General features: G+C 68.5%; 17 protein-coding genes. 11 read left to right on the top strand and 6 right to left on the bottom strand.

The features are described from left to right. Nucleotides 1–191: 191 nt before the first annotated feature. From FBT69_00150 to FBT69_00140, 3 genes are all read left to right on the top strand, one after another. Nucleotides 192–2,486 carry a hypothetical protein gene (locus FBT69_00150; GenBank protein ID MDL1903218.1) on the top strand — a complete coding sequence of 765 codons (2,295 nt, stop codon included), beginning with the start codon at nt 192–194 and terminating at the stop codon, nt 2,484–2,486. A gap of 136 nt (nt 2,487–2,622) precedes the next feature. Then, nucleotides 2,623–3,783, top strand: a complete 1,161-nt coding sequence (locus FBT69_00145) for a hypothetical protein (GenBank protein ID MDL1903217.1) — start codon at nt 2,623–2,625, stop codon at nt 3,781–3,783. A gap of 239 nt (nt 3,784–4,022) precedes the next feature. After that, the gene (locus FBT69_00140) at nt 4,023–5,384 is read left to right on the top strand and encodes an MATE family efflux transporter (protein ID MDL1903216.1); all 1,362 of its coding nucleotides are present in this window, start codon (nt 4,023–4,025) and stop codon (nt 5,382–5,384) included. A gap of 4 nt (nt 5,385–5,388) precedes the next feature. Here FBT69_00140 and FBT69_00135 read toward each other — a convergent pair whose 3' ends face one another. Both FBT69_00135 and rpsD read right to left on the bottom strand, forming a co-directional pair. Continuing rightward, nucleotides 5,389–7,416, bottom strand: coding sequence for a hypothetical protein (locus tag FBT69_00135; protein MDL1903215.1), 2,028 nt, complete (start codon nt 7,414–7,416; stop codon nt 5,389–5,391). A gap of 48 nt (nt 7,417–7,464) precedes the next feature. Then, nucleotides 7,465–8,064, bottom strand: coding sequence for a 30S ribosomal protein S4 (rpsD, locus tag FBT69_00130; GenBank protein MDL1903214.1), 600 nt, complete (start codon nt 8,062–8,064; stop codon nt 7,465–7,467). 279 nt (nt 8,065–8,343) lie between these two features. Between rpsD and purF the strand changes: the two genes are divergently transcribed. The 3 genes from purF (at nt 8,344) to FBT69_00115 (ending at nt 11,842) form a co-directional block, all read left to right on the top strand. Beyond that, nucleotides 8,344–9,843, top strand: coding sequence for an amidophosphoribosyltransferase (gene purF, locus FBT69_00125; protein MDL1903213.1), 1,500 nt, complete (start codon nt 8,344–8,346; stop codon nt 9,841–9,843). A gap of 55 nt (nt 9,844–9,898) precedes the next feature. Beyond that, complete coding sequence (locus FBT69_00120) at nt 9,899–11,035, top strand: ABC transporter substrate-binding protein (protein MDL1903212.1); 1,137 nt, start codon at nt 9,899–9,901, stop codon at nt 11,033–11,035. A 75-nt stretch (nt 11,036–11,110) separates the two neighbouring features. After that, a complete protein-coding gene (locus FBT69_00115) occupies nt 11,111–11,842 on the top strand; it encodes a fumarylacetoacetate hydrolase family protein (GenBank protein ID MDL1903211.1) in 732 nt (243 codons plus the stop codon). Between the two features lie 6 nt (nt 11,843–11,848). Here FBT69_00115 and FBT69_00110 read toward each other — a convergent pair whose 3' ends face one another. Genes FBT69_00110 through FBT69_00100 form a run of 3 tightly spaced genes read right to left on the bottom strand, consistent with a single transcriptional unit; the run spans nt 11,849 to nt 14,382 of the window. Then, on the bottom strand, nt 11,849–12,418 hold the full coding sequence (locus tag FBT69_00110; GenBank protein ID MDL1903210.1) for a LemA family protein: 570 nt from the start codon (nt 12,416–12,418) through the stop codon (nt 11,849–11,851). Nucleotides 12,419–12,443: 25 nt separating this feature from the next. Beyond that, a complete protein-coding gene (locus FBT69_00105; GenBank protein MDL1903209.1) occupies nt 12,444–13,157 on the bottom strand; it encodes a hypothetical protein in 714 nt (237 codons plus the stop codon). Between the two features lie 13 nt (nt 13,158–13,170). Further along, nucleotides 13,171–14,382 carry a TlpA family protein disulfide reductase gene (locus FBT69_00100; GenBank protein MDL1903208.1) on the bottom strand — a complete coding sequence of 404 codons (1,212 nt, stop codon included), beginning with the start codon at nt 14,380–14,382 and terminating at the stop codon, nt 13,171–13,173. Nucleotides 14,383–14,491: 109 nt separating this feature from the next. Here FBT69_00100 and smpB point away from each other — a divergent pair, with 109 nt between their 5' ends. The 4 genes from smpB (at nt 14,492) to FBT69_00080 (ending at nt 20,761) form a co-directional block, all read left to right on the top strand. Beyond that, the gene (gene smpB, locus FBT69_00095; protein ID MDL1903207.1) at nt 14,492–14,959 is read left to right on the top strand and encodes an SsrA-binding protein SmpB; all 468 of its coding nucleotides are present in this window, start codon (nt 14,492–14,494) and stop codon (nt 14,957–14,959) included. Nucleotides 14,960–15,069: 110 nt separating this feature from the next. Continuing rightward, nucleotides 15,070–15,696, top strand: a complete 627-nt coding sequence (locus tag FBT69_00090) for a sigma-70 family RNA polymerase sigma factor (GenBank protein MDL1903206.1) — start codon at nt 15,070–15,072, stop codon at nt 15,694–15,696. Nucleotides 15,697–15,705: 9 nt separating this feature from the next. Beyond that, a complete protein-coding gene (locus tag FBT69_00085; protein MDL1903205.1) occupies nt 15,706–18,378 on the top strand; it encodes a serine/threonine protein kinase in 2,673 nt (890 codons plus the stop codon). An 85-nt stretch (nt 18,379–18,463) separates the two neighbouring features. Beyond that, nucleotides 18,464–20,761, top strand: coding sequence for a hypothetical protein (locus tag FBT69_00080; protein ID MDL1903204.1), 2,298 nt, complete (start codon nt 18,464–18,466; stop codon nt 20,759–20,761). Here FBT69_00080 and lipB read toward each other — a convergent pair. Then, nucleotides 20,748–21,500 (bottom strand): lipoyl(octanoyl) transferase LipB, encoded by a 753-nt coding sequence (gene lipB / locus FBT69_00075; GenBank protein ID MDL1903203.1) that lies wholly within the window; start codon nt 21,498–21,500, stop codon nt 20,748–20,750. The genes FBT69_00080 and lipB overlap by 14 nt on opposite strands. Here lipB and lpxA point away from each other — a divergent pair. Continuing rightward, the gene (lpxA, locus tag FBT69_00070; GenBank protein ID MDL1903202.1) at nt 21,478–22,398 is read left to right on the top strand and encodes an acyl-ACP--UDP-N-acetylglucosamine O-acyltransferase; all 921 of its coding nucleotides are present in this window, start codon (nt 21,478–21,480) and stop codon (nt 22,396–22,398) included. The genes lipB and lpxA overlap by 23 nt on opposite strands. Nucleotides 22,399–22,409 lie beyond the last annotated feature (11 nt).

The raw sequence follows: 22,409 nt of genomic DNA, 5'->3' as shown, positions 1-22,409 counted from the left end.
AATATTTCTTTTCCTCCCGCAACCTCGGGTGCAACCTTGGTTCCACGCCGGGTGAATAAGCCCCTGCCGAGCAGCGACTGTATTCATGTTCTCATCCGTTCTCGCTCGTTTCAGCGGCTCGGCAGGTGTGGGAAGCGCGACCTCCCCGATCAATCCTGCGTGGGCCGAACCTGTGGAGAACGGAGGCAACCGTGATCACAGTCCGGAACACCCGACGCACAAAGGCTGTCGCTGCGCGCACCGTTCGACGAGACCGACTCGCACAACCTGACCGAATCGGTGTTGAAGCGCTCGAAGGGCGTGTCCTGCTCAGCGACCACGCCGACTTCCCAGACTTCGACAACGCGACCGAACTCACCCTCAACACGCATTGGAACGGGTACACCCTCACGGCGTCCGCGCCCGGCACTGTCGATCACGCCGGCGACACCGACCTGTTCACCTTCGTGCCGCCGTTCCGCATGGACATCAGCGTGGCTGCCGTGGCCCAGTCGATCGTCGGCCAACTCGCCCCGCGAATCGAGTTCCGGGATTCGGCAGGCTCACTCCTCCTGCCCGTGACCGACGGCATCCGCGGCGTTGCCTACGTCGCCCCGGACTTCGACCTCCAAGCCGGCGAACGCTACTTCATCGTTGTCGGCGCGGGAACGCCGAGCGACCAGTGGGAGACCGTCACGACCGGCTCCTACCTGCTCTTCATCAGCATGGACAAGGCGGGCGGACGGGGCGCGGGCGGGGGCGAAGACCAGGGTGACGACCAGGACGGCGGCCAGAACGACGGTGAGTCGCCGCCGCCGCCACCCGCGGACGACTTCGCGGGCGACGGCGAGTGGAACCACGCCCATGCCATCGCCCTCGACGACCGCACGGGCAACGCGATGATCACCGGGACGCTCCAGACGCACGACGACACCGACCTGTTCGCCATCACGTCTCCGGCGACCGGGCCGCTCCGGGTGCAGGTCGCTTCGTCCGATGCCGGGCTGAGACTGTCGCTCCGAGTGTTTACCGCGCAGGGGCTTCCGATCGCGTCCGAACGCCGGGACCTGCCCGGCGCGTCCTCGGCGGTCGAGTTCGTCGCGGGTCGCGACGAGCAGTACTTCGTGCTCGTTGAAGGCCCCGGCAACCGCGCCGGCGACTACACGCTCAAGATCGACGCCGAGCCGAGCCTGCACTATCTCTGGTACCCCGAGGGGTACAGTTCGCCGACCATCGACGAGCACGTTCCGCTCGTGAACCCCAACTCCTTCCCGGTGAACTACACGATCTACGCCCGCTACGAGATCGGCGAACGCGACCAGGTGCTTGCTCAAGGCACGCTCGGTCCTCGCTCACGCGGCGGCATCACCATCAACTCTCGACTCAACCCCGGCGGTTCGCTCACGCGCGAGGGCGTCCCCTACGCCCTCGAAATCGTCTCCGACGGCCGCATCGGCGCGACGCTCAGCCACTACGACTTCGGCGTCACCACCGGCGAGAACTTCACCGACGTGCTCTCACGCGAGTGGTCCTTCGCGGAGGCTCGCCGCGACCCCGCGACGGCACGCGACCTGCTCGTCTTCTACAACCCCAACCCCGGTCCGGCTCGCGTGGAGATCACCCTGCTCTATGAGGAGGGCATCCCTGCCACGTTCGTGCGCACCATAGACGGCCTGCGCCGCGGCGGCGTGAACTTCAACGACGACGGTGCGGTCCCGCGCGACGGTGTCTTCGGTGTCGTCGTCATGTCCGACCTGCCCATCGTCGCCGCGCTCACCTCCTACGACATCGCTCTCGCACGCGGCGACGGTCTGCTCGGCGTGCCGGACGGAGGAGCAACTCACGGCGTCATCCCGCTCCTTTCCGCCGCGGAGGGCGTGGATTCGTCGATCTCCATCCTCAATGCCTCCCCGGGCCAGGCTGCCGTTCTCTTCAAGGTGACCTACCCCGGCGGCGATCGGACCGAGCACTCACGAGTCATCCGCATCGAAGCGAAGCAGCGCATGACGCTCTCCCCCGCCGACCTCGGCCTGCCCGCGGGCTTCGAGGCCGCCGTCGCTTTCCAGGCCGACCGCGCCGTCACCGTGACCTGGTCGCACTTCCGCAACGGCGACGGCGACATGGCTCCGGCGGCATGGGAGGCCTCACGCACGCTCGTCTTTGGCGACGCGTTCGTGAACGCACTCTCCGCGGGAACGACCTACGTCGAAGAACTCACCATCTTCAACCCGTCGGCAGCCGCGGCGTCGGCGCAGATCACGCTCCTGTTCACCGATGGGCGTTCGAGTTCGAGTGTCGTGGAGATCGGCTCGTCGAAGGCCGCTCGCTTGCGGGTGGATCAGCTCGACGCCATCCTGGCCGAGGGTGGGCCATCCGCCTTCTCGATCCGCGTCGATTCGCCGACGCCGGTTGTCGCGTCTTTCGTCCACTACGACCTGTACCTCGACGGCGGCTGGGGAACGCTCGGCTCGCCGTTCGGACTGCGAGAGTTGATCGGCGCGGTGTAAGCCCACGGCCGCGTCCGATCGCTCGTACGGCCCCGGGCCTGTCGCGGGTCCGGGGCTTTTTCTGCGCTGCGGGTCAGCGATCCCCCGGGCCTATCCTTCCGCCCGCCAGCCGCGGCCGGCCGAGAGGCATTCGCGCATGACCAGCAGACTCAACGCGCCGACCAGCGAGTTCGAGAAACGCGACCGTTGCGCCGGTCTCGACCACCGCCCGCGAGTCCTCCTCGGCAAGATGGGCCTCGACGGGCACGATCGCGGCGTGAAGGTCATCGCCCGCGCCCTGCGCGACTCCGGCGTCCACGTCATCTACTCCGGTCTGTGGCAGACGCCCCGCAGCCTTGCGATCTCCGCCCGCGACGAGGACGTCGACGTCATCGCCGCCAGCATGATGAGCAACTCGCACCTGAAACTCGGGCCGATGCTCCTGGACGAACTGCGCGCCGTCGGGCGCGGCGACATCCCTGTCTACATGGGCGGCATCCTGCCGCAGGAGGATCTGCCGAGACTCACGGAAGCCGGTATCGCGGCCTGCTTCACGACAGGGGTCGGCCTCGCCGAGATCGCCGACGCCGTCTGCGGCGCGGTGCGCCCCTACGAGCAGCGCATCGGGGGAGGGCACGCGACGGCCCAACTCGCCCGCGATATCTCGCTCGTGCACGACGGACGCGACGTCCGCAAGGAGGCCATGCGCCGCCGTCCCGCCCGGGTCATCGGCGTCACCGGCTCGCCGGGCGCGGGCAAGAGCACGCTCGTTGCCGGGCTGGTGGGTGAGTACGTGCGGCGTGCTGCGGACAACGGCACACTCGGCCGGTGCGCCGTGCTCGCGTTCGACCCGAAAAGCCCGATCACGAACGGCGCGCTCCTCGGCGATCGCCTGCGCGTGGATTTCAACTCGATGGGAGAGGCCGTGTACTACCGCTCCCTCGCCATCAGCGGCGAGGACTACCACGCCGTAGACGACATCGTGGGGCTGATCGGCGGCCTGGAGACGCCGGACGGCTCGCGCGTTGAGACGCTCTTCGTCGAGACCGTCGGCGCCGGCCAGAACGAGACCCGCATCCGAGGGCACGTGGGTCGCACCGCCGTCGTGCTCACGCCCGGCATGGGCGACGCCGTGCAGATGGACAAGGCCGGCATTCTCGAGATCGCCGACGTCTTCGTCTGCAACAAGGCCGACCACCCCGGCGAGAACGAACTCGTCCGCGACCTGCGCGACGTCGCCGGACGCAGGCCGATCTTCGAGACCGTGGCGACGCACGGCAAGGGCGTCCCGGAACTGCTTGACGCGTTGCTCGCATGATCGCCCGTGCGGCGAACGGAGTCGCCAGTGCCGGACGGCATCCACGAGCAGCACGACACCGCGAGCAGCACACCCCCTCCGAAAGCCGCGGAGCGCCGCAGGCGCAGAATCCCCGTCGTCGGCGACTGGCGCGGCTTGATGGAGATCGACCCGGCGGAACTCGAACGCGCGCCGGGACTCACCAATGACGGGCGGCTCAAGACCGGCCGACTCGCGGGCCTGACCATGGGCGGGGCGATCTGGGTTCTCTGCTGGCCCATCCTCGTCGAGAGTTTCCTCAACTCCCTCGTCGGCCTGACGGACACCGTCCTCGCCGCGCAGCTCGGCACCGACGAGACCGACGCCATCGGCAGCGCGGCCTACGTCATGTGGTTCATCGGACTCATCGTCATGGCGATCGGCGTGTCGCCAACGCCGCCGTCGGTCAATCCGTCACCCTCGCCGCCACCGCTGGGGCCGCGGTGGGCATCGCCATCTGGCTGGTGGCAGGCCCCGTCGCCGGCATGTTGACCAACACCGAAGGTGGCGCGCGAGCATTCGCCATCTACCTCCGCTGGCAGGCCGCCGCCGCCCCGGCGACCAGCGTCCTCTTCGTGGGCATCGCGTGCGTGCGCGGCGCGGGCGACTCCAACCGCCCGCTCGCCGTCATGGCGGTGGTCAACCTCGTCAACATCATTACCAGCTGGACGCTCGCCGGCGCTGACCTCACGCGCGGCGTGCTCGACGGCGAAGGCGCGGAATCGATCGTCGTCCTCGCGAACCCGTTCCCGTTCGACATGGGGGTCGCAGGGATCGCCGTGGGCACCTTCGCCTCGCACACGATCGGCGCGGCCCTCATGCTGTGGCTCATGGTCCGCGGCTCGCACGGCGTCCGCCTGCGCCGCAAACGCCTCCGCCCCCACTGGCACACCATGCAGCGCCTCGTCCGCGTCGGTCTGCCCAACTTCTTCGAAACCCTCGGCATGTGGGCCGGCAACTTCCTGGTCCTGATGATGGTCGTCTGGCTGCACGCGGCCGGCGGCACCACGGGCGCGCACGTCGTCGCCATCCGCATCGAGGCGTTCAGTTTCCTCCCGGGTTTCGCCATCTCGATGGCGGCCGCCACGCTCGCGGGGCAGTACCTCGGCGCGGGCAGCGTCTCCCTCGCACGCACGGCCGTGCTGCGATGCACCCTGCTCGCATCGGGAATCATGGGCGTGCTCGGCCTTGCTCTGGTCGCCTTCCCTGCTCAGATTGTCAGCGTCCTCAGCGCGCAACCGGAACACCTCGCCATGGTGCCTCCGCTGCTTGTCGTCTGCGGCGCGGTGCAGGTGCCCTTCGCAGTCGCCATCGTGCTGCGCGGCGCGCTCCGCGGTGCGGGCGACACCAAGGCCGTCATGTGGATCACCTGGGTCACGACCTATGGCGTGCGCCTGCCGCTCGCGTACCTGCTCTCCGGCGTGCAGGTGCCCATCGGCGGCGGTCAGCACCTGCCTCACCCGCTGCTCGAAGAGCCGACGCTCACAGGCCTGTGGATCGGCCTGTGCGCTGAGATCATCGCGCGGGCCGTCGTCTTCGCGTGGCGGTTCTCACGAGGCGGGTGGACAAACGCTCGGGTCTGACCGATCACCCACCCTCGGCGCCATTGCCCTCCGCGGTCTCGTCCTCGCCGGCCTCCGCCGCACGCCCGGAGGCGTAGTCCCCGACCAGCACGAAGTTGTGGCGGCGGATCAGATTCGCCAGCGAATAGGGCGATTCGCCCGTCGCGACCGACCGGAGCCTCTCCTGCGCGTGGAAGCGCTCCACCCGGTCCCCTGATTCGCGATAACGCTCCAGAGTCAACGGCACGTAGCCGTCGATGCGGACGACCACGAGGCTTCGTGCGACGGGCACGGGCACCGCGAGGTAACGTTCCGTGGCCGGAACGCTCTCGATCGGCACGGTCGGGTCGATGCGTGATGCCGCCTCATAGACCGTGCGGCAGAACTCCGGCGTGCCGAACGACAACCCCTCGGGCCGCAGCGTCTCGCGGAAGACGTTGACGCGAGCCTGTATCCGGGAAGCCGGTGTCGGGTCATCGGGATTCTCGGGATTCGGCTTGAAGTGAGCCTCGGCGACAGCCTCTAGGCCCGACTCGGCGGCCTGCGCGGCGATCTCACCGGCCTGAGCCGCGAGCCGCTCGTAGGCCCGAAGCGAGCGCCAGTCCCGCTCCATGACGCTGGAATCCGGCAGTTCCTCGATCGACTCGGGTGTCTTCGCCCGCGAGGCGTCGAGCACGGTGAAGTAGTACCGGTTTCCCTGCGCATCGCGGAGCGTCGCGTCGGCGTATGGCACGCCGACTTGCAGGCCCACGTCGTTCGGGCCGGCGAGTTCGCGCACCGTCCCGATCAACTGCACAGCCGACACCTCCTGCGTTCCCAATCTGGCACGCGCCGTGCCGATCCCTTCCAGCGCGAGCAGGTCCGCAGCGGTCAGCCAGTCCGCCGCCTTGATCCACACCGCGGGCAATGGGATGGTCACTCCCTCCGCGTCCTTCACCGCCTGCACAACCGCTTCCGCGACCGCCACCAGGTCGGGCCGGCGCACGGCCCAGTCCGGCGGCAGCACGCGGTAGCCGTCGGCCATCGGCAGCTGGCGGACAGCCCTCGCGATCTCGGCACGGACGGCGGCATCCGCCGTGTCAAGGACGCGCGTCGCCTTCGCGCTCAGCAACTCTCGCTCGATCAGCGGCCGCTCGGCCTCGAACTCGCCGGGATAGCGGTCCCGATGCTGCGAGTGGTGCTTCATCAGGTCCACGAGGTCAAGGCGGATCGCACCCTCGATCTCGCCCCGGCTCAGCCTGAGATACTCAAGCTTGACCCGCGGGGGCAGCCGGTACCCGATGCCGAACTCGCCGCTCCCAGGCTCCAACTCGCGGAAGCGGTTGAAGTGTTCCGCCAACTCCTCCCGGCTCGGCGCGGCCGAGTCGTCGGCGAGATCATCCGCCGTCAGTTGCAGGCACGCGACCGCGGCGTGGTTCAGGTACTCGCTCGCGACCTCGTAGCCCGCGCGATCAGAGTACCGGGCAGCCCGCTGGTAGGCGTCCAACATGCGGATAATGCCGCGGGCCTTGGCGAGCGCGGTGTCGAACTGGTCCAGCGTCAGCCGGGTCTGACCCGCGATCGACATGCGCCTCGACAACAGCGCTCGCTCGTACTCGCCGACCATCTCCTGGCCCTGCGGCGAGGCGAACTGCTGCGCAACAAAGGCGTCCATGTTCGGGATGAACGACGCGAACTGCTGGTACTGTCGGTACAGGTCGTTGATGACGAAATCGCGGGCGAGGTCCGGGATCCAGTCGAAACCGTCGTCCGGTCCGCCGACGTAGCCCGCCTGCTCCGCCTCGCGGGCGAGGAGCAGCCAGTGCGCGTCCCGGGCGTCGCGGTCGACAAGCCCGGCCATCATGGGCAGGAAGTCGCCGATCGCGGCGGCCTCCTGCGCCGCCAGCGTCATGTCCCCCACCGACACCTTCTGCCCGTCCAGGCGACCGGCGGTCCGCTTCATCGGGTTGCCAGTCGCCGACTGGATCGCCTGCGGCACGAGGAAGACCACCATCAGCAGCGCGCCGCCGATGACGAGGATGTACTTGTTGTACTTGCGCAGGAACCTGAGCATCGTGCCTTGTCGCTCCTGGCGGCGCGCCGGACGCGCCGGGGCGTTCGATCAGCGGTAGAACTCGATGATCAGGTTGGCGTTCACGTCGAATGGAATCTGGTCAGGCGTCGGCAACGCGACCACCCGCGTCGTCAGTTCCGACGGGTTCATGTCCAGCCACCCGGGAACCTCGTGCCCCGAGAGCGATTCCATGTTCTCGCGAACCAGCTTGTGCGTCCGGGACTTCACCGTCACCACGTCGCCGACCGACACGAGGAAACTGGGCCTGTCGGTCTTGCGACCGTTCACCAGCACGTGCCCGTGCGCGACCAGTTGCCGAGCCGCCCAGATCGTCCGGGCGAGGCCCGCGCGCCGCACCACGTTGTCGAGGCGGCGTTCCAGCAACTGGAGCAACAGTTCGCCGCTGTTACCCTGCAACCGGTTCGCCTCGTCCACCGTGCGACGGAACTGACGCTCGGAGACGTGGTAGTGGAAGCGGAGTTTCTGCTTCTCGTTGAGGCGGATGCCGTAGTCGCGCAGACGCCGGCCCCGGTAGCCGTGCATTCCCGGCGGGTTCAAGGCTCGCTTCGAGGTGTGCTTGGGATTGTCGGCGATCGGGACGCCGACGCGGCGAGACAGTTTGACCTTCGGTCCGGTATAGCGGGCCATCGAATTCTCCGTCCTTCTCCGGCATCGGGCCGGGGGCGCCACGGGCTTGCACAGGCCCCGCTGTGGCGATCGTCCCGGTGGCCGCGACTGCGGGCGGGGGTCGATCCGGGCTGGGGCCGGTTATTGAAGGACGGTTCAGCGTGGGGGTCAAATCGGGCATGGCAGACTAGAACCGCTCCCTGACGATCACGGTCCGATGCGGACGTGGCGGGCCGGTTCGCTATAGTGAGACAACCGCCCCGAACTATCGCGGTTCGCTCCCCGCACTCCGACCTCCGCATGTCACGGACGATCCCTCTCCCCGTCCTGCGCGATCCGGCTCACAAGCCGGGTGCGGTCGCCGTGGAACGTGAGGCGAAAGAAAAGTGCGGCGTCTTCGGCGTCTGGGGGCACGACCGCCCCGCCGACCTCGCCTACCTCGGCCTCTACGCCCAGCAGCACCGCGGCCAGGAGTCGGCCGGCATCGCCGTCTCCGACGGCAAGCGACTCACAGGCCACACCGGCATGGGTCTCGTCCCCGACGTCTTCGACCGGCACGTCATGGAAACACTGGCGGCGAGCGGACACGCCGGCGCGATCGGGCACACTCGCTATTCGACCTTCGGCGGCTCGCTCGCGTGCAACGCACAGCCACTGCTCGAGTCCTACGTCGGCGGGCAGGTCGCGGTCGCGCACAACGGTAACCTCATCAACGGCGCGGCCCTGCGAGCGCACTTCGAGGAACAGGGACACCTCTTCCACACCACGAGCGACACCGAGGTCGTCGTCCACCTGCTCGCCTCGCCGCAGCAGCAGAAGGCGCCGGACCCCGTGGCCGCCACCCTGCGCAGGCTGCAGGGCGCGTTCAGCCTCGTGTTCCTCTTCCCCGACCGCATCGAAGCCGCCCGCGACCCGTGGGGCTGGCGACCTCTCGTGCTCGGCGAGATCGAGCGCGCCGGAAGGACAAGCCCCGTCGTCGCCAGCGAGACGGTCGCCCTCGACGTCGTTGGCGCACGCTTCATCCGCGAGGTCGAGCCCGGCGAGATCGTCAAACTCGGCGACAGGGGCGTCGAGAGCAGGCGCTTTGCAACCCCGGCGGACCGGCTCGCGCACTGCGCCTTCGAGCACGTCTACTTCGCCAGCCCTGCGAGCGTGCTCTTCGGTCAGAACGTGCAGGAGGTCCGCGAGCGATTGGGAGAACGCCTCGCAGTCGAAGCGCCAGCGGACGCCGATTGGGTCATGCCGATGCCGGATTCCGGGCGTTCCGCCGCGGCGGGTTTCGCCCGGCAGAGCCGCCTGACCTACCGAGAGGGCATCGTCCCGAATCGCTACGTGGGGCGCACCTTCATCAAGCCCACCCAGGACGAGCGACGCGCCGCCGTCCGCCTGAAACTCAACGTCATTGCCGAGATCGTCCGCGGTCGCCGCATCGTCGTTGTGGACGACTCGATCGTCCGCGGCACCACGACCCGGGAAAAGATGCAGCAGATCCGCCAGGCCGGCGCGAAGGAAATTCACCTTCGCATCTCGTGCCCGCCCATCCTTCACCCATGCTACTTCGGCATCGACTTCGCAACGCGCGAACAACTCATCGCGCACGGCCGATCCGTCGAGGACATCCGTGCCTACCTCGGCGTGGACACGCTGCACTATCTCTCCCTTGAAGGCCTGCTCAGTTGCATGACACGCCCCTCGGCCGATTACTGCACCGCCTGCTGGGACGGCCGCTATCGCATCGAACCGGACAAGCCCGAGACCGGCGTCATCATCGAGAGCGAGCAGATGCGCATCTTCGGATGATTGCCCTTGACATGGTCGTATTGGACGTGCTGATCTTCGGGGGATTTCCCCCCCAATGCTCGGTTTCACGAACGCTTCGCACGCCCCCGATCGACATCGGAACGGAACTCCGCCCCCGCTCATGCGTAGGCCTCTCTATCAGGCTCGTGGGGTTCAACGGGGAACGGCCATACGGGTGCCGACGTGTCGGAGTGCTGTGCGGCGAGTCCCCCCGCAATGGGGGATGAAAACGCCGCTTCTGGAGGAGCCTGTCGGGGTCATGAGCGCTGGCGCAACCACACTCACCCTCGGGCACTCCCCCGACGGCGATGACATGGCCATGTGGTGGCCCCTGACGGGCATGCGCGATCCGAGCGGACATCCCGTCAACGACGACGCCGGTCGGCCACGCGTGGACACCGCTCCATTCGCGTTCGAAACGCTCGCCGACGACGTTCACGAACTCAACAAGCGTGCCTTTCGGCAGGGCGACCTCGACGCCACCGCCATCAGCGCGGCTACCTACCCCTTCATCAGCGACCGCTACATCGTCACCGCATGCGGCGGCTCGTTCGGCGAAGGCTACGGCCCGCGCGTCGTCGTCCGGGCCGCTTCCCCGATCACCAACGAGGACGGACTCCGCGACGAGTTCCCACTCGTCGCCATCCCGGGCGCGGACACCACGGCGTTCATGGCGCTCTCACTGCTGCTCGGGCACCGGCCTCGATTCGTCGAGGCGCGATTCGACCGCATCCCCGAGATCGTTGCAAAGGGCGAGGCCGACGCTGGCTTGCTCATTCACGAAGCACAACTCACCTTCGAATCCGTCGGCCTGCGCGAAGTCGCCAATCTCGGCGAGTGGTGGACACGCGAGAAGGGCATCCCTCTCCCGCTCGGGCTGAACGCTGTTCGACGCGACCTCGACCTGCGATTCGGGAGTGGCGCCGTCGATCGCGTCGCAGGCATGTTGTCCCAGTCGGTACGCTTCGCGCGCGCCCACCGCGAGGACTGCCGAAGGCTGCTGCTCCTCCACGCCGAGACCAGGCCCGAGTGGCGCGACGACGCCCTCGTCGATCGCTACCTCACCATGTACGTCAGCCCCATGTCCGAGAACATGGGCGACGCCGGCCGTGAGGCCCTGCGAGTGCTCTTCACCGAGGCAGCGGCCGCCGGACTCTGCCCCGAGATCGGCGAGGTCGAGGTCGTCGGGTAGAAACCGCGGACAGCGAAGCATGAACAGCGGGCGTGATATGGGGCGCAGGTTTTCGCTGCGCGGATAGACTCCGCAATGGACTTCGTACGACTTGACTGGGGCGTCGGTGTCCGTCGAGGCGGGGACGTGCTGCCGATCCGGCAGGTGCTCGGCATCGGACGCAACTACGCAGAGCACGCCCACGAGCAGGGCGCGGAAGTTCCAGACCGTCCCATGATCTTCTCCAAGAACCTCGGCACGCTCTGTCTGCACGGCGACGACATCGTGATCCCCCGTTGCTGCCGCGACCCGGCGACCGGAGGCGAGCAGACCGACTTCGAAGCCGAGCTCGGCGTCGTGCTCGGCAAGCCGGCGCGCGACGTGCCGGAGGCGGATGCTCTCTCGCTCGTGCTCGGCTACTGTTGCGCCAACGACGTCAGCGCCCGCTGGTGGCAGAAGAAAGGCTCTGGCGGGCAGTTCTGGCGCGGCAAGAGTTTCGACACCTTCTGCCCCGTCGGCCCGCGTCTCGTCCCCGCGGACGAGATCGCGAACCCGCAGAGCCTCCACCTCACCTGTCGCGTCAACGGCGTCGTGATGCAGGACGATTCGACCGCGAACATGATCTTCCGGGTCGCCCGCCTGATCGCCGAACTCTCCCGCGGCACAACGCTCCCCCCGGGAACACTCATCCTCACTGGCACGCCCGGCGGTGTCGGCATGGCCCGCACGCCCACGGTGTGGCTGCGAGGCGGCGACGTTGTTGAAGTCGAGATCGAATCGATCGGCGTGCTGCGGAACGCCGTGGTTGAGGGCGAGCAGGCCGCGTAATGCGGCTTACGAGCTCACACGCGGGACGACCCGCTCGGCCTCGCTGGACAGCTCAAAGTACGACGCCGGCGCGACACCCATCATCGCCCCCACCAGGTTCGTCGGGAACGTTTCTCGCAGTTGGTTCAACTCTCTCACGTTCGCGTTGAAGAACCGCCTCGCAGCCGCGATCCGGTCCTCGGTATTCGCCAGTTCCTTCTGAAGAGCAAGGTACTGCGTGTCGGCCTTCAACGCGGGATACGCCTCCGCCAGCGCGAACAGCCTTTTCAATCCCAGCGCGAGGGCGGATTCATCCAACGCCTGCTCGGAGGCCGAGCCGTGCGGAGTCATGGCCCTGTCTCGCAGGCGGGTCACCAGCTCCAGCGTCTCGCGCTCGTGCCTGGCGTAGCCCCGCACCGTCTCGACGAGATTCGGGATCAGGTCATAGCGGCGCTTGAGTTCCACGTCGATGTCCGACCATGACTCGCGGATGTATTGGCGCAGCCGCACGAAGCGGTTGTACGTGGCGATGAACCACACCCCCGGCAGGAGCAGGACGAAAGCCGCGACCACGAGAGCGAAGATGAGCGGTTCCACGGTCGGGAGGATATCAAGCCCGCGGTCAGCGCGACCCGGCCTCAAGCGCGGCCGTCACGTGCTCGGGCCAGCGGGCGAGAAAGTCGCCGACCCAGCGGATGCGGGACTCGAACTCCTCGGGCGTCCATCGCCGCGTGCCGTCCGTCATGCAGAGCCGCGCCCGCTCAATGTCGATCACGCCGGGATCGGTTGCGAGCAGGAACTCCATCATGCGCGGCGTCACGACATCGTACGCGAACTTCCTGTCCCGGCACCGGACGTGGAACCGGCGGCTGAACTCCGACGACTCGAAGTTGATGTCCGGGAAACCGAAGGCGCCGGCGAGTTTGTCGAACACCCCCTCGCGCCGGATCAGCAGGTCGGGCGCCGCTTCGAAGGGCAGGTGCAGGATCAGGTACGAAAGGTTGAAGGCCGTCGAGGACTTGCCGTGGTTCACGGTATAGGTGAAGTCGCCCGTCTTGATGCGGCATTCGCGGCCGACGAGCGTGATTGTGCCCGAGATGGTGTTGTACGCCGCCCGGGAGTGCCCCTGCCGGAAGACCTCGAAGTGCGAGTATTCGTCGTCGTGCCGGCGGTCGCGCCGCGCGTCGAACCGCAGCCCCAGGCGATCGGCGAGCGCGGCGAGCGCCTCCCGGCGTCTGACCGACGCGAAGTGGACCGCCCAGACGATGGCGATCAGCACGAGAACGCCGAGAACGGCGAAGACCGCTTCCGGAAACTGGATCGCGGCGATCGTCACGGTGCGTGCGGCCCTACTTGCTCTGCGACTGGAGGTAGTCGTCGATGATCTTCGCCAGTTCCGCTTCCTTCCGAGGCGTGTAGCCGGTCTCGCGGTGGATGATCGTCCCGTCGAAGCCGATCAGGTAGAACGTCGGGATCGCGGCCACGTTGTACGCCATCGCCACCTCCGTACCGTCGACAAGCGTGGTGTAGGTGTACTTGCTTTCCGTCATGTAGCCCACGGGGTCCGCGCCGGGCCGCTCGAAGCAACTCAAGCCGATCACGGCCACCGGGCGACCCGCGAACCGCTCGTGCAGCCGCTGGATGCTCGGCATCGCCTGCTTGCATGGGCCGCACCACGTCGCCCAGAAGTCGATCAGCACCACCTTCCCCCGGTAGTCGGCGAGCGTGTGGGTGTTTCCTGCCGCATCCTTGAGCGACCAGTCCGGCGCAGCAGCGCCGACCGGATGCAGTTCGGGGGCCGGTGGACGCACGGTCTGCCGCGGTTCGATCCGACGTGTCTCGTACCCCTCCGGCGCCTCGAGCCGGAACAGCGACTCCTCCGCCTCGGCAAGCACCCGAAGGTCAGAGAGCGAGAGCACGACCGCGCCGCTGCGGCCGTTGGCCTCGGTGAGACGCTCCACGCGCCGCGGCAGATTGTCCTCCATCCCGAAGTACCACCGGGACTTTCTCGTCTCCGGATCGTCCCGGTACTCGACGTACACGACGTTGCACAGCACGCCGTTCACGAACGTCCGCCCCTCGAGATCGGCGACGTGCGCTTCCATCTCGTCCTTGAACGGCTCGTCGCTCGCGAACTCGCTCATCAGCATCTTGTCGCCGACGAAGAGAAGCCGCAAGCCCTGCCCGCTGCCGTCGCCCGACACGAAGAGCTTGGCGTCGTGGTTGATCAGGTAGGCCTTCTCCCCGTCGAACGCCGACGCGAAGACGAGCGGTGTCGTGGAGGTCGGGTTCCACGCCGTCCCCTGGTATCGGACCTTGGCCGGGTAGGCCTCGAACGCGGGATTCCGCGCCAGCGTGACCGAGCCGACGACGACCGGATCCTCCATCGCACGGATGCCGAATCCTTCGTGCCGCGCCGTGTACGAAACCGCCTGAACGCTCTTCGTCGCCTCGTCCGCCGCCCGAAGCACTTTCAGCGCGGCCTCCGAGGCCTGGCCGGCGGCAGACGCGACGACGGCCAACGATGCGGCGAGAGCGACGATCCGGCGACTCTGGAACATCTCTGGGCTCCACGGCCCCGGGGCGAAGAGGGGCCTCGCAAGAGTCTATCGTGCGGGTCGGTGTCCGGATGCAGGTCTTTCGGACCCGCGACGCTCATTGGGAGACCGGATGGCGAAGGGAAAGGCTGGCACGCCGACCATCGAGAACCGCAGAGCGCGGCACGACTACGAAATTCTCGACACGCTCGAGTGCGGCATCGCGCTGCTCGGCTCCGAGGTGAAGAGCATCCGCGCCGGCAAGGTTTCGCTCGGGGAAGGCTACGTCGTGGTCGAGGGCACACCGCCGCGCCTCACGCTCCTCGGCGTGAACGTGGCCGAATACCCACCCGCCCCGGGCGCGCACGAGCCTACACGCTCACGCCGCCTGCTCGCCCACAGGCGCGAAATCGAGAAACTCGCCCGCCAGGTCGATCAGAAGGGTATGACGATCGTTCCCCTCAAGATGTACTTCAAGGAGGGCTACGCGAAGGTGCTCATCGGACTCGGCCGCGGACGCGGCAAGAGCGACAAGCGACAGCGCATCGCGGAGCGCGAGATGCAACGGGACATGGACAGGGCCATGACCCGAAGACGGTGAACCAGTGCGGCATCCAGCGACACACGACTGCGCCATGAAACGGCACCGCTGAGAGCCTTGGTAGAATCCCCGGACGTGGGGGCGCCGCCCCCACGAACCGGGAGGCATACATGTCGGGGGCGAACGATCTGGAGCCGACGCTCGAAGCGGCCCGCGCGGGCGATCGGGAGGCGCTCGTTCGGCTCCTGGATGCCGTAGGCCCGACGGTCCGCCGGCGCCTCGCCGAGAAACTGCCGGCCTCCATGCGGCCCTCCATCGATGAAGACGACCTCATGCAGGTCACCTACATCGAGGCCGTCATGCGTTTCCGCGGCTTCACCACCGGCGGCGTCTCCGGGTTCCTCGCCTGGCTCACACGGCTCGCAGAGAACAACCTCATCGACGCCGTTCGGGCGATGGAGGCGGACAAACGCCCCGACCCTCGCAAGCGAGTGCGAGGCGGGCCCAACGCCGACTCGATGGCGCAACTGGTCGAACTGCTCGGCATGACCTACACAACGCCGAGCCGCATGGCCGCACGCGACGAAGCGAACGCCGCACTGGACCGCTCCCTCACGAAGCTCCCCGGCGTCTACGAGAAGGTGATCCGCCTGTACGACCTTGAGGGCAGGACGGTCGAGGAAGTCGCCGCCGAGATCGGGCGTTCCGCCGGGGCGGTCTACATGCTCCGGGCGCGCGCCCACGAGCGCCTGCGCGAACTGCTCGGCTCCGCGTCGCAGTTCTTCTCCACGTCGTAGGGGGCGTCGATGGCCGACGATCCGCAGAGCACGGAACACGGCAAGTCGCTCGATCGCGACCTGATCTTCGACGCCCTGCGCGAAGTCGGCGACGAGGCCTCGGACTCGCTCCCGCCGCGCGACGCCTTCCCGGGGTACGAGATCCTCCACGAGATCCACCGCGGCGGACAAGGCGTCGTGTACCTCGCCATCCAGCACGCCACCAAGCGCAAGGTCGCCGTCAAGGTGCTTCACGCAGGCCCCTTCATCGGCGCTGCGGGACGGAATCGCTTCGAGCGCGAAGTCCAGGTGCTCGGGCAACTCAGCCACCCCAACATCGTGGGCATCCACGACAGCGGGACCACCGCCGACGGCAGCGTCTTCTACGTCATGGACTACGTCGCGGGCGACTCGCTCGAAGCCCATCTCTTCAAGCGCGAGCGCAGGCCCATCGTCGAGACGCTCGCCATGTTCATCAAGATCTGCGACGCGGTCAACGCCGCCCACCTCCGCGGCATCATCCACCGGGATCTGAAGCCCGCGAACGTCCGTGTCCGCTCGGACGGGGAGCCGGTCGTCGTCGACTTCGGTCTTGCAAAGACTCCCATGGGCGCTGGCGCGGCCGAGCCTGCCGTCATGACCGTCACCGGCCAGTTCATCGGCTCCCTCCCCTGGGCAAGCCCCGAGCAGGCCACCGGCGCGGCCGGCGCGGTGGACGTGCGCAGCGACGTCTACTCGCTGGGCGTCATGCTCTACCAGCTCCTGGTCGGCCGATTCCCGTACGACGTCGCCGGCAACATGCGCGACGTCCTCGACAACATCCAGCGCGCCGAACCGACGCCGCCGCGCAGTCTCCGTCCCGAACTCGACGCCGATCTCGAGGCCATCGTCCTCAAGTGCCTCGAAAAAGACCGCGAAGCGCGGTACCAGTCCGCCGGCGACCTCGCCCGCGACCTGAAGCGCTACCTTGCCGGCGAGCCGATCGAGGCCCGGCGGCACGACGGCTGGTACCTCCTGCGAAAACTCGCCAGACGCTACAAGGGAACGGCCACCGTCGCCGCCGCCTTCGTGCTGCTCGTCCTCACGTTCGCCGTCGTGATGAGTGTTCTCTACCGCCGCGCGCTGCTCGCCGAAGCGCAGGCGAACATCAGCCTTGGAGCCGAGTCCGCGGCACGGGCCGAGGCCCAGCGCCAGGAAGAGCGCGCCGAGTGGAACTTCGGCGCGGCCTGGGCGATGGGCCGGACGCTCATGTTCGACCTGCCGGACCTCATCGAAGACCTGCCCGGGGCGACGTCCGCTCGTCAGCGCATCGTGACCGAGGCGATCGAGTATCTCGAAAGCCTCCGCCTCGAAGCCGAGGACGACCCCTCGCTCCTGCTTGAACTCGCCTCCGCCTACGACCAGGTGGGCGACCTGCACGGCGCGCTGAACGCCGCCAGTCTCGGAGACACCGCCGAGGCCTCCCGCGCATACGCCCGGGCACGCGAACTCCGCGAATCGCTCCGGCCACGCATGGAGAACGACCCTCGCCTCCTCGCCGGCCTGGGCGAGAGCGCGGTCCGAGTCGGGGAGTCCCTCCAGCGCGAGCGTCGCTACCCCGCCGCCGCCGCCGAGTACGGACGCGCCGCGAGGCTGTTTGCGAACGCCTACGAGGCGGGAGGTGCGACCAACGAACGCCACCGCGAGCGCGAGATGGAGGCCGTCGCCAAGGTCGGCGAGATGATGCGCATGATGGCCCGAACCGGCGACAACCCCGCCGCTCGACTGATCGAGGCCGCCACCCAGTACGCCATCGCGGAAGGCTACTGGTCCGCGAGGCTCGCCTCCGATCCCGACGACGAGACCGCGGCCCGGAAGCTCGGCGTCCTCCGCGACAAGCAGGCCGACCTGGAACTCGAGCGAGGCTCACGCCTTCTCGCCGAAGCCCTGCGCTCTTCCGAAGACCGCGTCGCCGCCCGTGAGCGCCTTCAGGCGGCCATCGTGGAGTTCGAGCGCGCGGAACAAACTCTCACGACCACCGCTGGGCGGTTTCGCACGCTCGCCGAGGCCCAGCCGGAAAACTCGCAGTACCTCCGCGACCAGTTCATCGCCCTCCATCACCTCGGCTCTGCGATCGCGTCCGCCGCGGGCGCGCGGGCCTCCCTGATGCAACTGGAGGGCACACCCGCGCCCGATGCGCACGCCGCCGTCCGCCCCGATCGAGAGCGCGCGCTTGCCGCTTACCGCCGGGCGCTCGAGATCACGCGGTTCCTCGCCGCGGCCGACCCCCTCAGCCTCGAACGCCAGCGCGACGTCTACCTCTGCCTGAACAAGATCGGCAACGAACTCCGCGATCTGGGCGACACCGCGGCCGCTCTTGCCGTCTTCGAGGAGTCCTTCGCCATCAGGGAGAAACTCGTCCGATCCGACCCCACGCCCCGCCACCTCAACGACGCCGCAGTCGGCATGTTCAAACTGGGCAGTCTGGCCAAGCGAATGGCCGATCAGGCAACCCAGCCCGAGCGGCGCATCACCCTCTATACGCTCGCCCTCGACCAACTCCCCGTGGCTCTCGACCGCTTCAAGGCTCTGCAGGATTCAGGGGTGCTCGGCCCTGACGCCTCGGAGCCGGCGCTCGTCGCACGACTGATCGACGAGTGTCGGCAACGCCTCACGGAACTGACCGCCCAAACCACCCCCGGCAACCCCCCGCAAAAACCTTGAATCCCATGCCCACGGTGTGGTAGTGTGCTCGCATGGAGGGGGCGGGTGCGGTTGTGCGCGCCCGCCGAACGGAAGGAGAATGCGCATGGTCCTGCGGCACACGACCCACAGGCGATCCTCTGCCGGCCGACCGATGCGAGCGGCGACGCTCGCACTCGCAGCCGGACTCGCGATCACCGTCACCACCCACGCCTCGGCACAGACCACCACCACCTGGACGTCCGTCGCCGACGGCGACTGGAGCAACCCCGGCAACTGGGACAATGGCGCCCCGATCGACGACACCTTCAACGCCGTCATCGACCTCGGCGGTGTCTACATCGTCTCCCTCGATTCCTCGTTCACGATCAACGATTTCCGCATGGCCGCCCTGGACGGTCGGCTCGACCTGCTCACCAACAAACTCACCCTCAACGGCAAGTTCGACTTCATCGACTCCTTCATCACCAGCAACCCCGCCGGGGGCGAGATCGAAGTGCTCGGCGATACGACCTTCACGAACTTCTTCTTCCAGCGGAGCACGCTCCGAACCCAGGGCAAGTTCATCATCGACAGTTCGACCGGCGACGACATCTGCGACAGCGACATCGACCACCGCGGAAACGAGGGCGCATGGCGCGGCACCGCCGACCTCGGGTTCCGCAACGGCGGTTCCTTCACCATCGCCGAAGGCGCGGGCTTCACCATCGAGAACGACCAGCGCATGTTCTGGACCGGCATCGGCGGGCAAGGCTCGTTCACCGTCGAGGGCACGCTCGCCAAGGCCGCGGGTACGGGCGAGACCTTCATCGAGCAGATCACCTTCACCAACAACGGCACGGTCCGGGTCGAAGCCGCGACGCTGCGCGCCGATACCGTCGCCAACGTCACCGGCAGCACCCTCGCCGGCGGCGCATGGGAGATCATCAACGGCTCCACCCTCCGCTTCGACGGGGTGAACGTCCTGACCAACCAGGCCGACGTCCTGCTCGCAGGCGCGGGCGCGGCCTTCCAGGGCTTCGAGGGCGTGGAACTCAACGACTCGGGCGGCCGCCTCGCGGTGCGCGACGCCGCGCTCTTCACGACCGGCGGACCGCAGTTCGAGAACCTCGGCACGCTCGAGGTCGGTTCGGGCAGCCGCTTCGAGGTCCAGGCCGGAACGCCGCTCGTCAACTTCTCCGCGGGCACGCTCAGCAACGGGGAGTTCCTCGTCGCCGGCACGCTCGCCTTCGACGGCGCCGCCATCACCACCGTCGCCAGCCGACTCGTCCTCGACGGGGCCGGCTCGGACATCGTCGATAGTTCGCTCGGCGGCGAGCCGAGCGGCCTCACCGGCCTCCACACCGTCGCCGCGGGCGGGGAGTTCGCCATCACCAACGGGCGGAACTTCACGACCGAAAGCGACATGACCGTCGATGGCACCGGCGCGCTCACCGTCGGCCCGTCCTCACGCTTCCGAGTCGCGCCCGGCTCCGAGCTCACCAACTTCAGCGGCGGCGTCTTCACCGGCGGCGTCTTCAACGTCAAGGGTGAGCTCGTCTTCGACAACGCCGACGTCGAACGCATCGCCTCAGACCTCACCCTCGACGGTCCCGATTCGAAGTTCCTCAACGAGAACGAGCAGGACGGCCTCCAGAACCTCTCCGTCATCGAATCCAACGGCCGGCTCGCGCTCCTCAACGGCCGCACCCTCTCCACGATCGACTCGCTCACCGTCAACGGCGAACTCTTCATCGGCGACACCGCCGGCAACAGGCCCCGGCAGAAGACCTCGCTCACCATCAACGGCGACCTCGTGCAGGAGGGCGGCCGAACCTCCCTCGGCGGCGGTGAACTCCTCGTCACCGGCACCTACCACCTCATCGGCGCCGACCTCTCCGGCGAAGGCCGTGTCACCGCCGAGCTCATTGCCCGGGCAGGCGCGTCGCTCTCCCCGGGCGACGGCATCGGGAAACTCACCATCCTCGGGGACCTCATCACCCACGACGACGCCGCCCTCATCGCCGAGATCGCCGTCTTCGCGGCAGGCCCAGACGTGAGCGCCGACCGACTCCGCATCCGGGGCGTCGTCTCCCTCGACCCCGACGGCGACGGTCACGGCGCGACACTCGACCTCCGGCTCGGCGGCGATTCGCTCCCCGTCGAAGGCACCTACATCCTCCTCGTCGCCGCGGACGCCCGAGAGGGCAGGTTCGGCACCGTCCTCGGCTCATGGATCAGCGACGAGCTCTACTTCAAGGTCATCTACTCCGACCGCAACATCGGCGTGCGCGTCGTTCCCCCGCCGCCGGGCATCGCCCTGCTCATCTCCGCGAGCGCGCTGCTCGGCCGCAGGTCGCGCAAGGCGGCGTCTCGCGGCGGAGCAGGCGGCGGTGCGGGCGTGGCGAAGCTCACGGCTCGCTGAGCCCGCCCCGCAGCCACTCGCTCTCGTGCTCTGTTCCGCTCGCTCGCTCTCCCTGAACCCCTCTTCTCATCTCCTCCGCCAACACCGCCTTCACCTGCTCCATGCTCGGGCACGCCGCGCCCAGTTCCCGCTCCAGGCTCGTCACCGCGCGCCCCGCCAGGCCGCACGGCACGATCAGGTCGAAGTGCGACAGGTCGGTCGTCACGTTGATCGCCAGCCCGTGCATCGACACCCAGCGCCGCACCCGCACCCCGATCGCGCACACCTTCGCCGACCCCCGCTCGCCCCCCCCTTCCCCCTCCGGGCCCGCCACCCACACCCCCGTCGCGCCCGGCTCGCGGTGCGCCCGCACGCCGAACCGCGCGCACACCCCGATCGCCGCCGACTCCAGCAGCCGGACGTGCTCGTGCAGCCGCAGCCGCAGCGCGTTCAGGTCCAGGATCGGGTACGCCACCAGCTGCCCCGGGCCGTGGTAGGTCACGTCCCCCCCCCTGTCGGTCGCCTCGACCGCCACGCCCGCCGCCCGCAGCGCGTCCGCCGACGCCAGCACGTGCCCCTCCGCCCCGCGCCGCCCCGACACCGTGATCACCGGGTCGTGCTCCACCAGCAGCAGCCGGCCGGCCTCTGGCTCGCCCGCCTCGCGCGAGGCCAGCACCTCCTCGAGGTGCGCCCGCTGCACCTCGTACGCCTCGCGGTAGCCCATCCGCCCCAGGTCGATGACGCGCAGCCGCCCGTTCACGCCCGATCGTATCGCCCACCTACCATCCCTCCCGATGCCCACCGTCCACCCCTCCGCGATCCTCTCCGGCGACTGCGACCTCGCCGACGCCGTCGAGATCGGCCCCAACTGCGTCCTCGCCGGCCCCGTCCGGCTCGCCGAGGGCGTGCGCCTGCTCGCCAACGTCCACCTCCGCGGACCGGTCACGATCGGCCCGCGCACCATCGTCTATCCCTTCGCCTGCCTCGGCTTCGAGCCGCAGGACTCCAAGTTCAAGCCGGGCGCGCCGACGGCCGGCGTCGTCGTCGGCGCGGACTGCCTCATCCGCGAGCACGCCACCGTCCACGCCGCCAGCAGCGAGACCGCCCCCACCACCATCGGCGACCGCGTCTTCATGATGGTCGCCTCGCACGTCGGGCACGACGCCCGCGTCGGCAACGGCGTCGTCATGGTCAACTACGCGGGCGTCTCCGGCCACGCCGACATCGCCGACAGCGCCACGCTCTCCGGCCACGTCGGCATCCACCAGTTCGTCCGCGTCGGACGCCTCGCCTTCATCTCCGGCGGCGTCGCCGTCTCCAAGGACGTGCCCCCCTTCTGCATGGCCCCGGAGCGCAACCGCATCGGCGGCCTCAACCTCGTCGGCATGCGCCGGGCCGGCATCCCGCGCGGGGAGATCACCGAGGTCCGCCGCGCCTTCCGCGACGTCTTCCGCGCGCCCGTCCCCCGCGACGAGGCGCTCGACATCCTCCGCGAGCGGGCCGCCCGTTCACCCGCCGTCGCCGAGCTTGCCGACTTCGTCGCCGGCACCAGGCGCGGCATCTGCCCCGGGATGGGTCGCCCGCCGCGTCTGCTCACCACCTGGCTCCAGATGAAGCGCCGCGGCGTCACGCTCCCCGACTTCGACGAGGAGGACTGACGCCGGTACCC

The sequence above is a fragment of the Synechococcales cyanobacterium CNB genome, assembly GCA_030263455.1.
GTDB lineage: Bacteria > Planctomycetota > Phycisphaerae > Phycisphaerales > UBA1924 > CAADGN01.
This window is presented reverse-complemented; position numbering and strand designations above follow the sequence as displayed.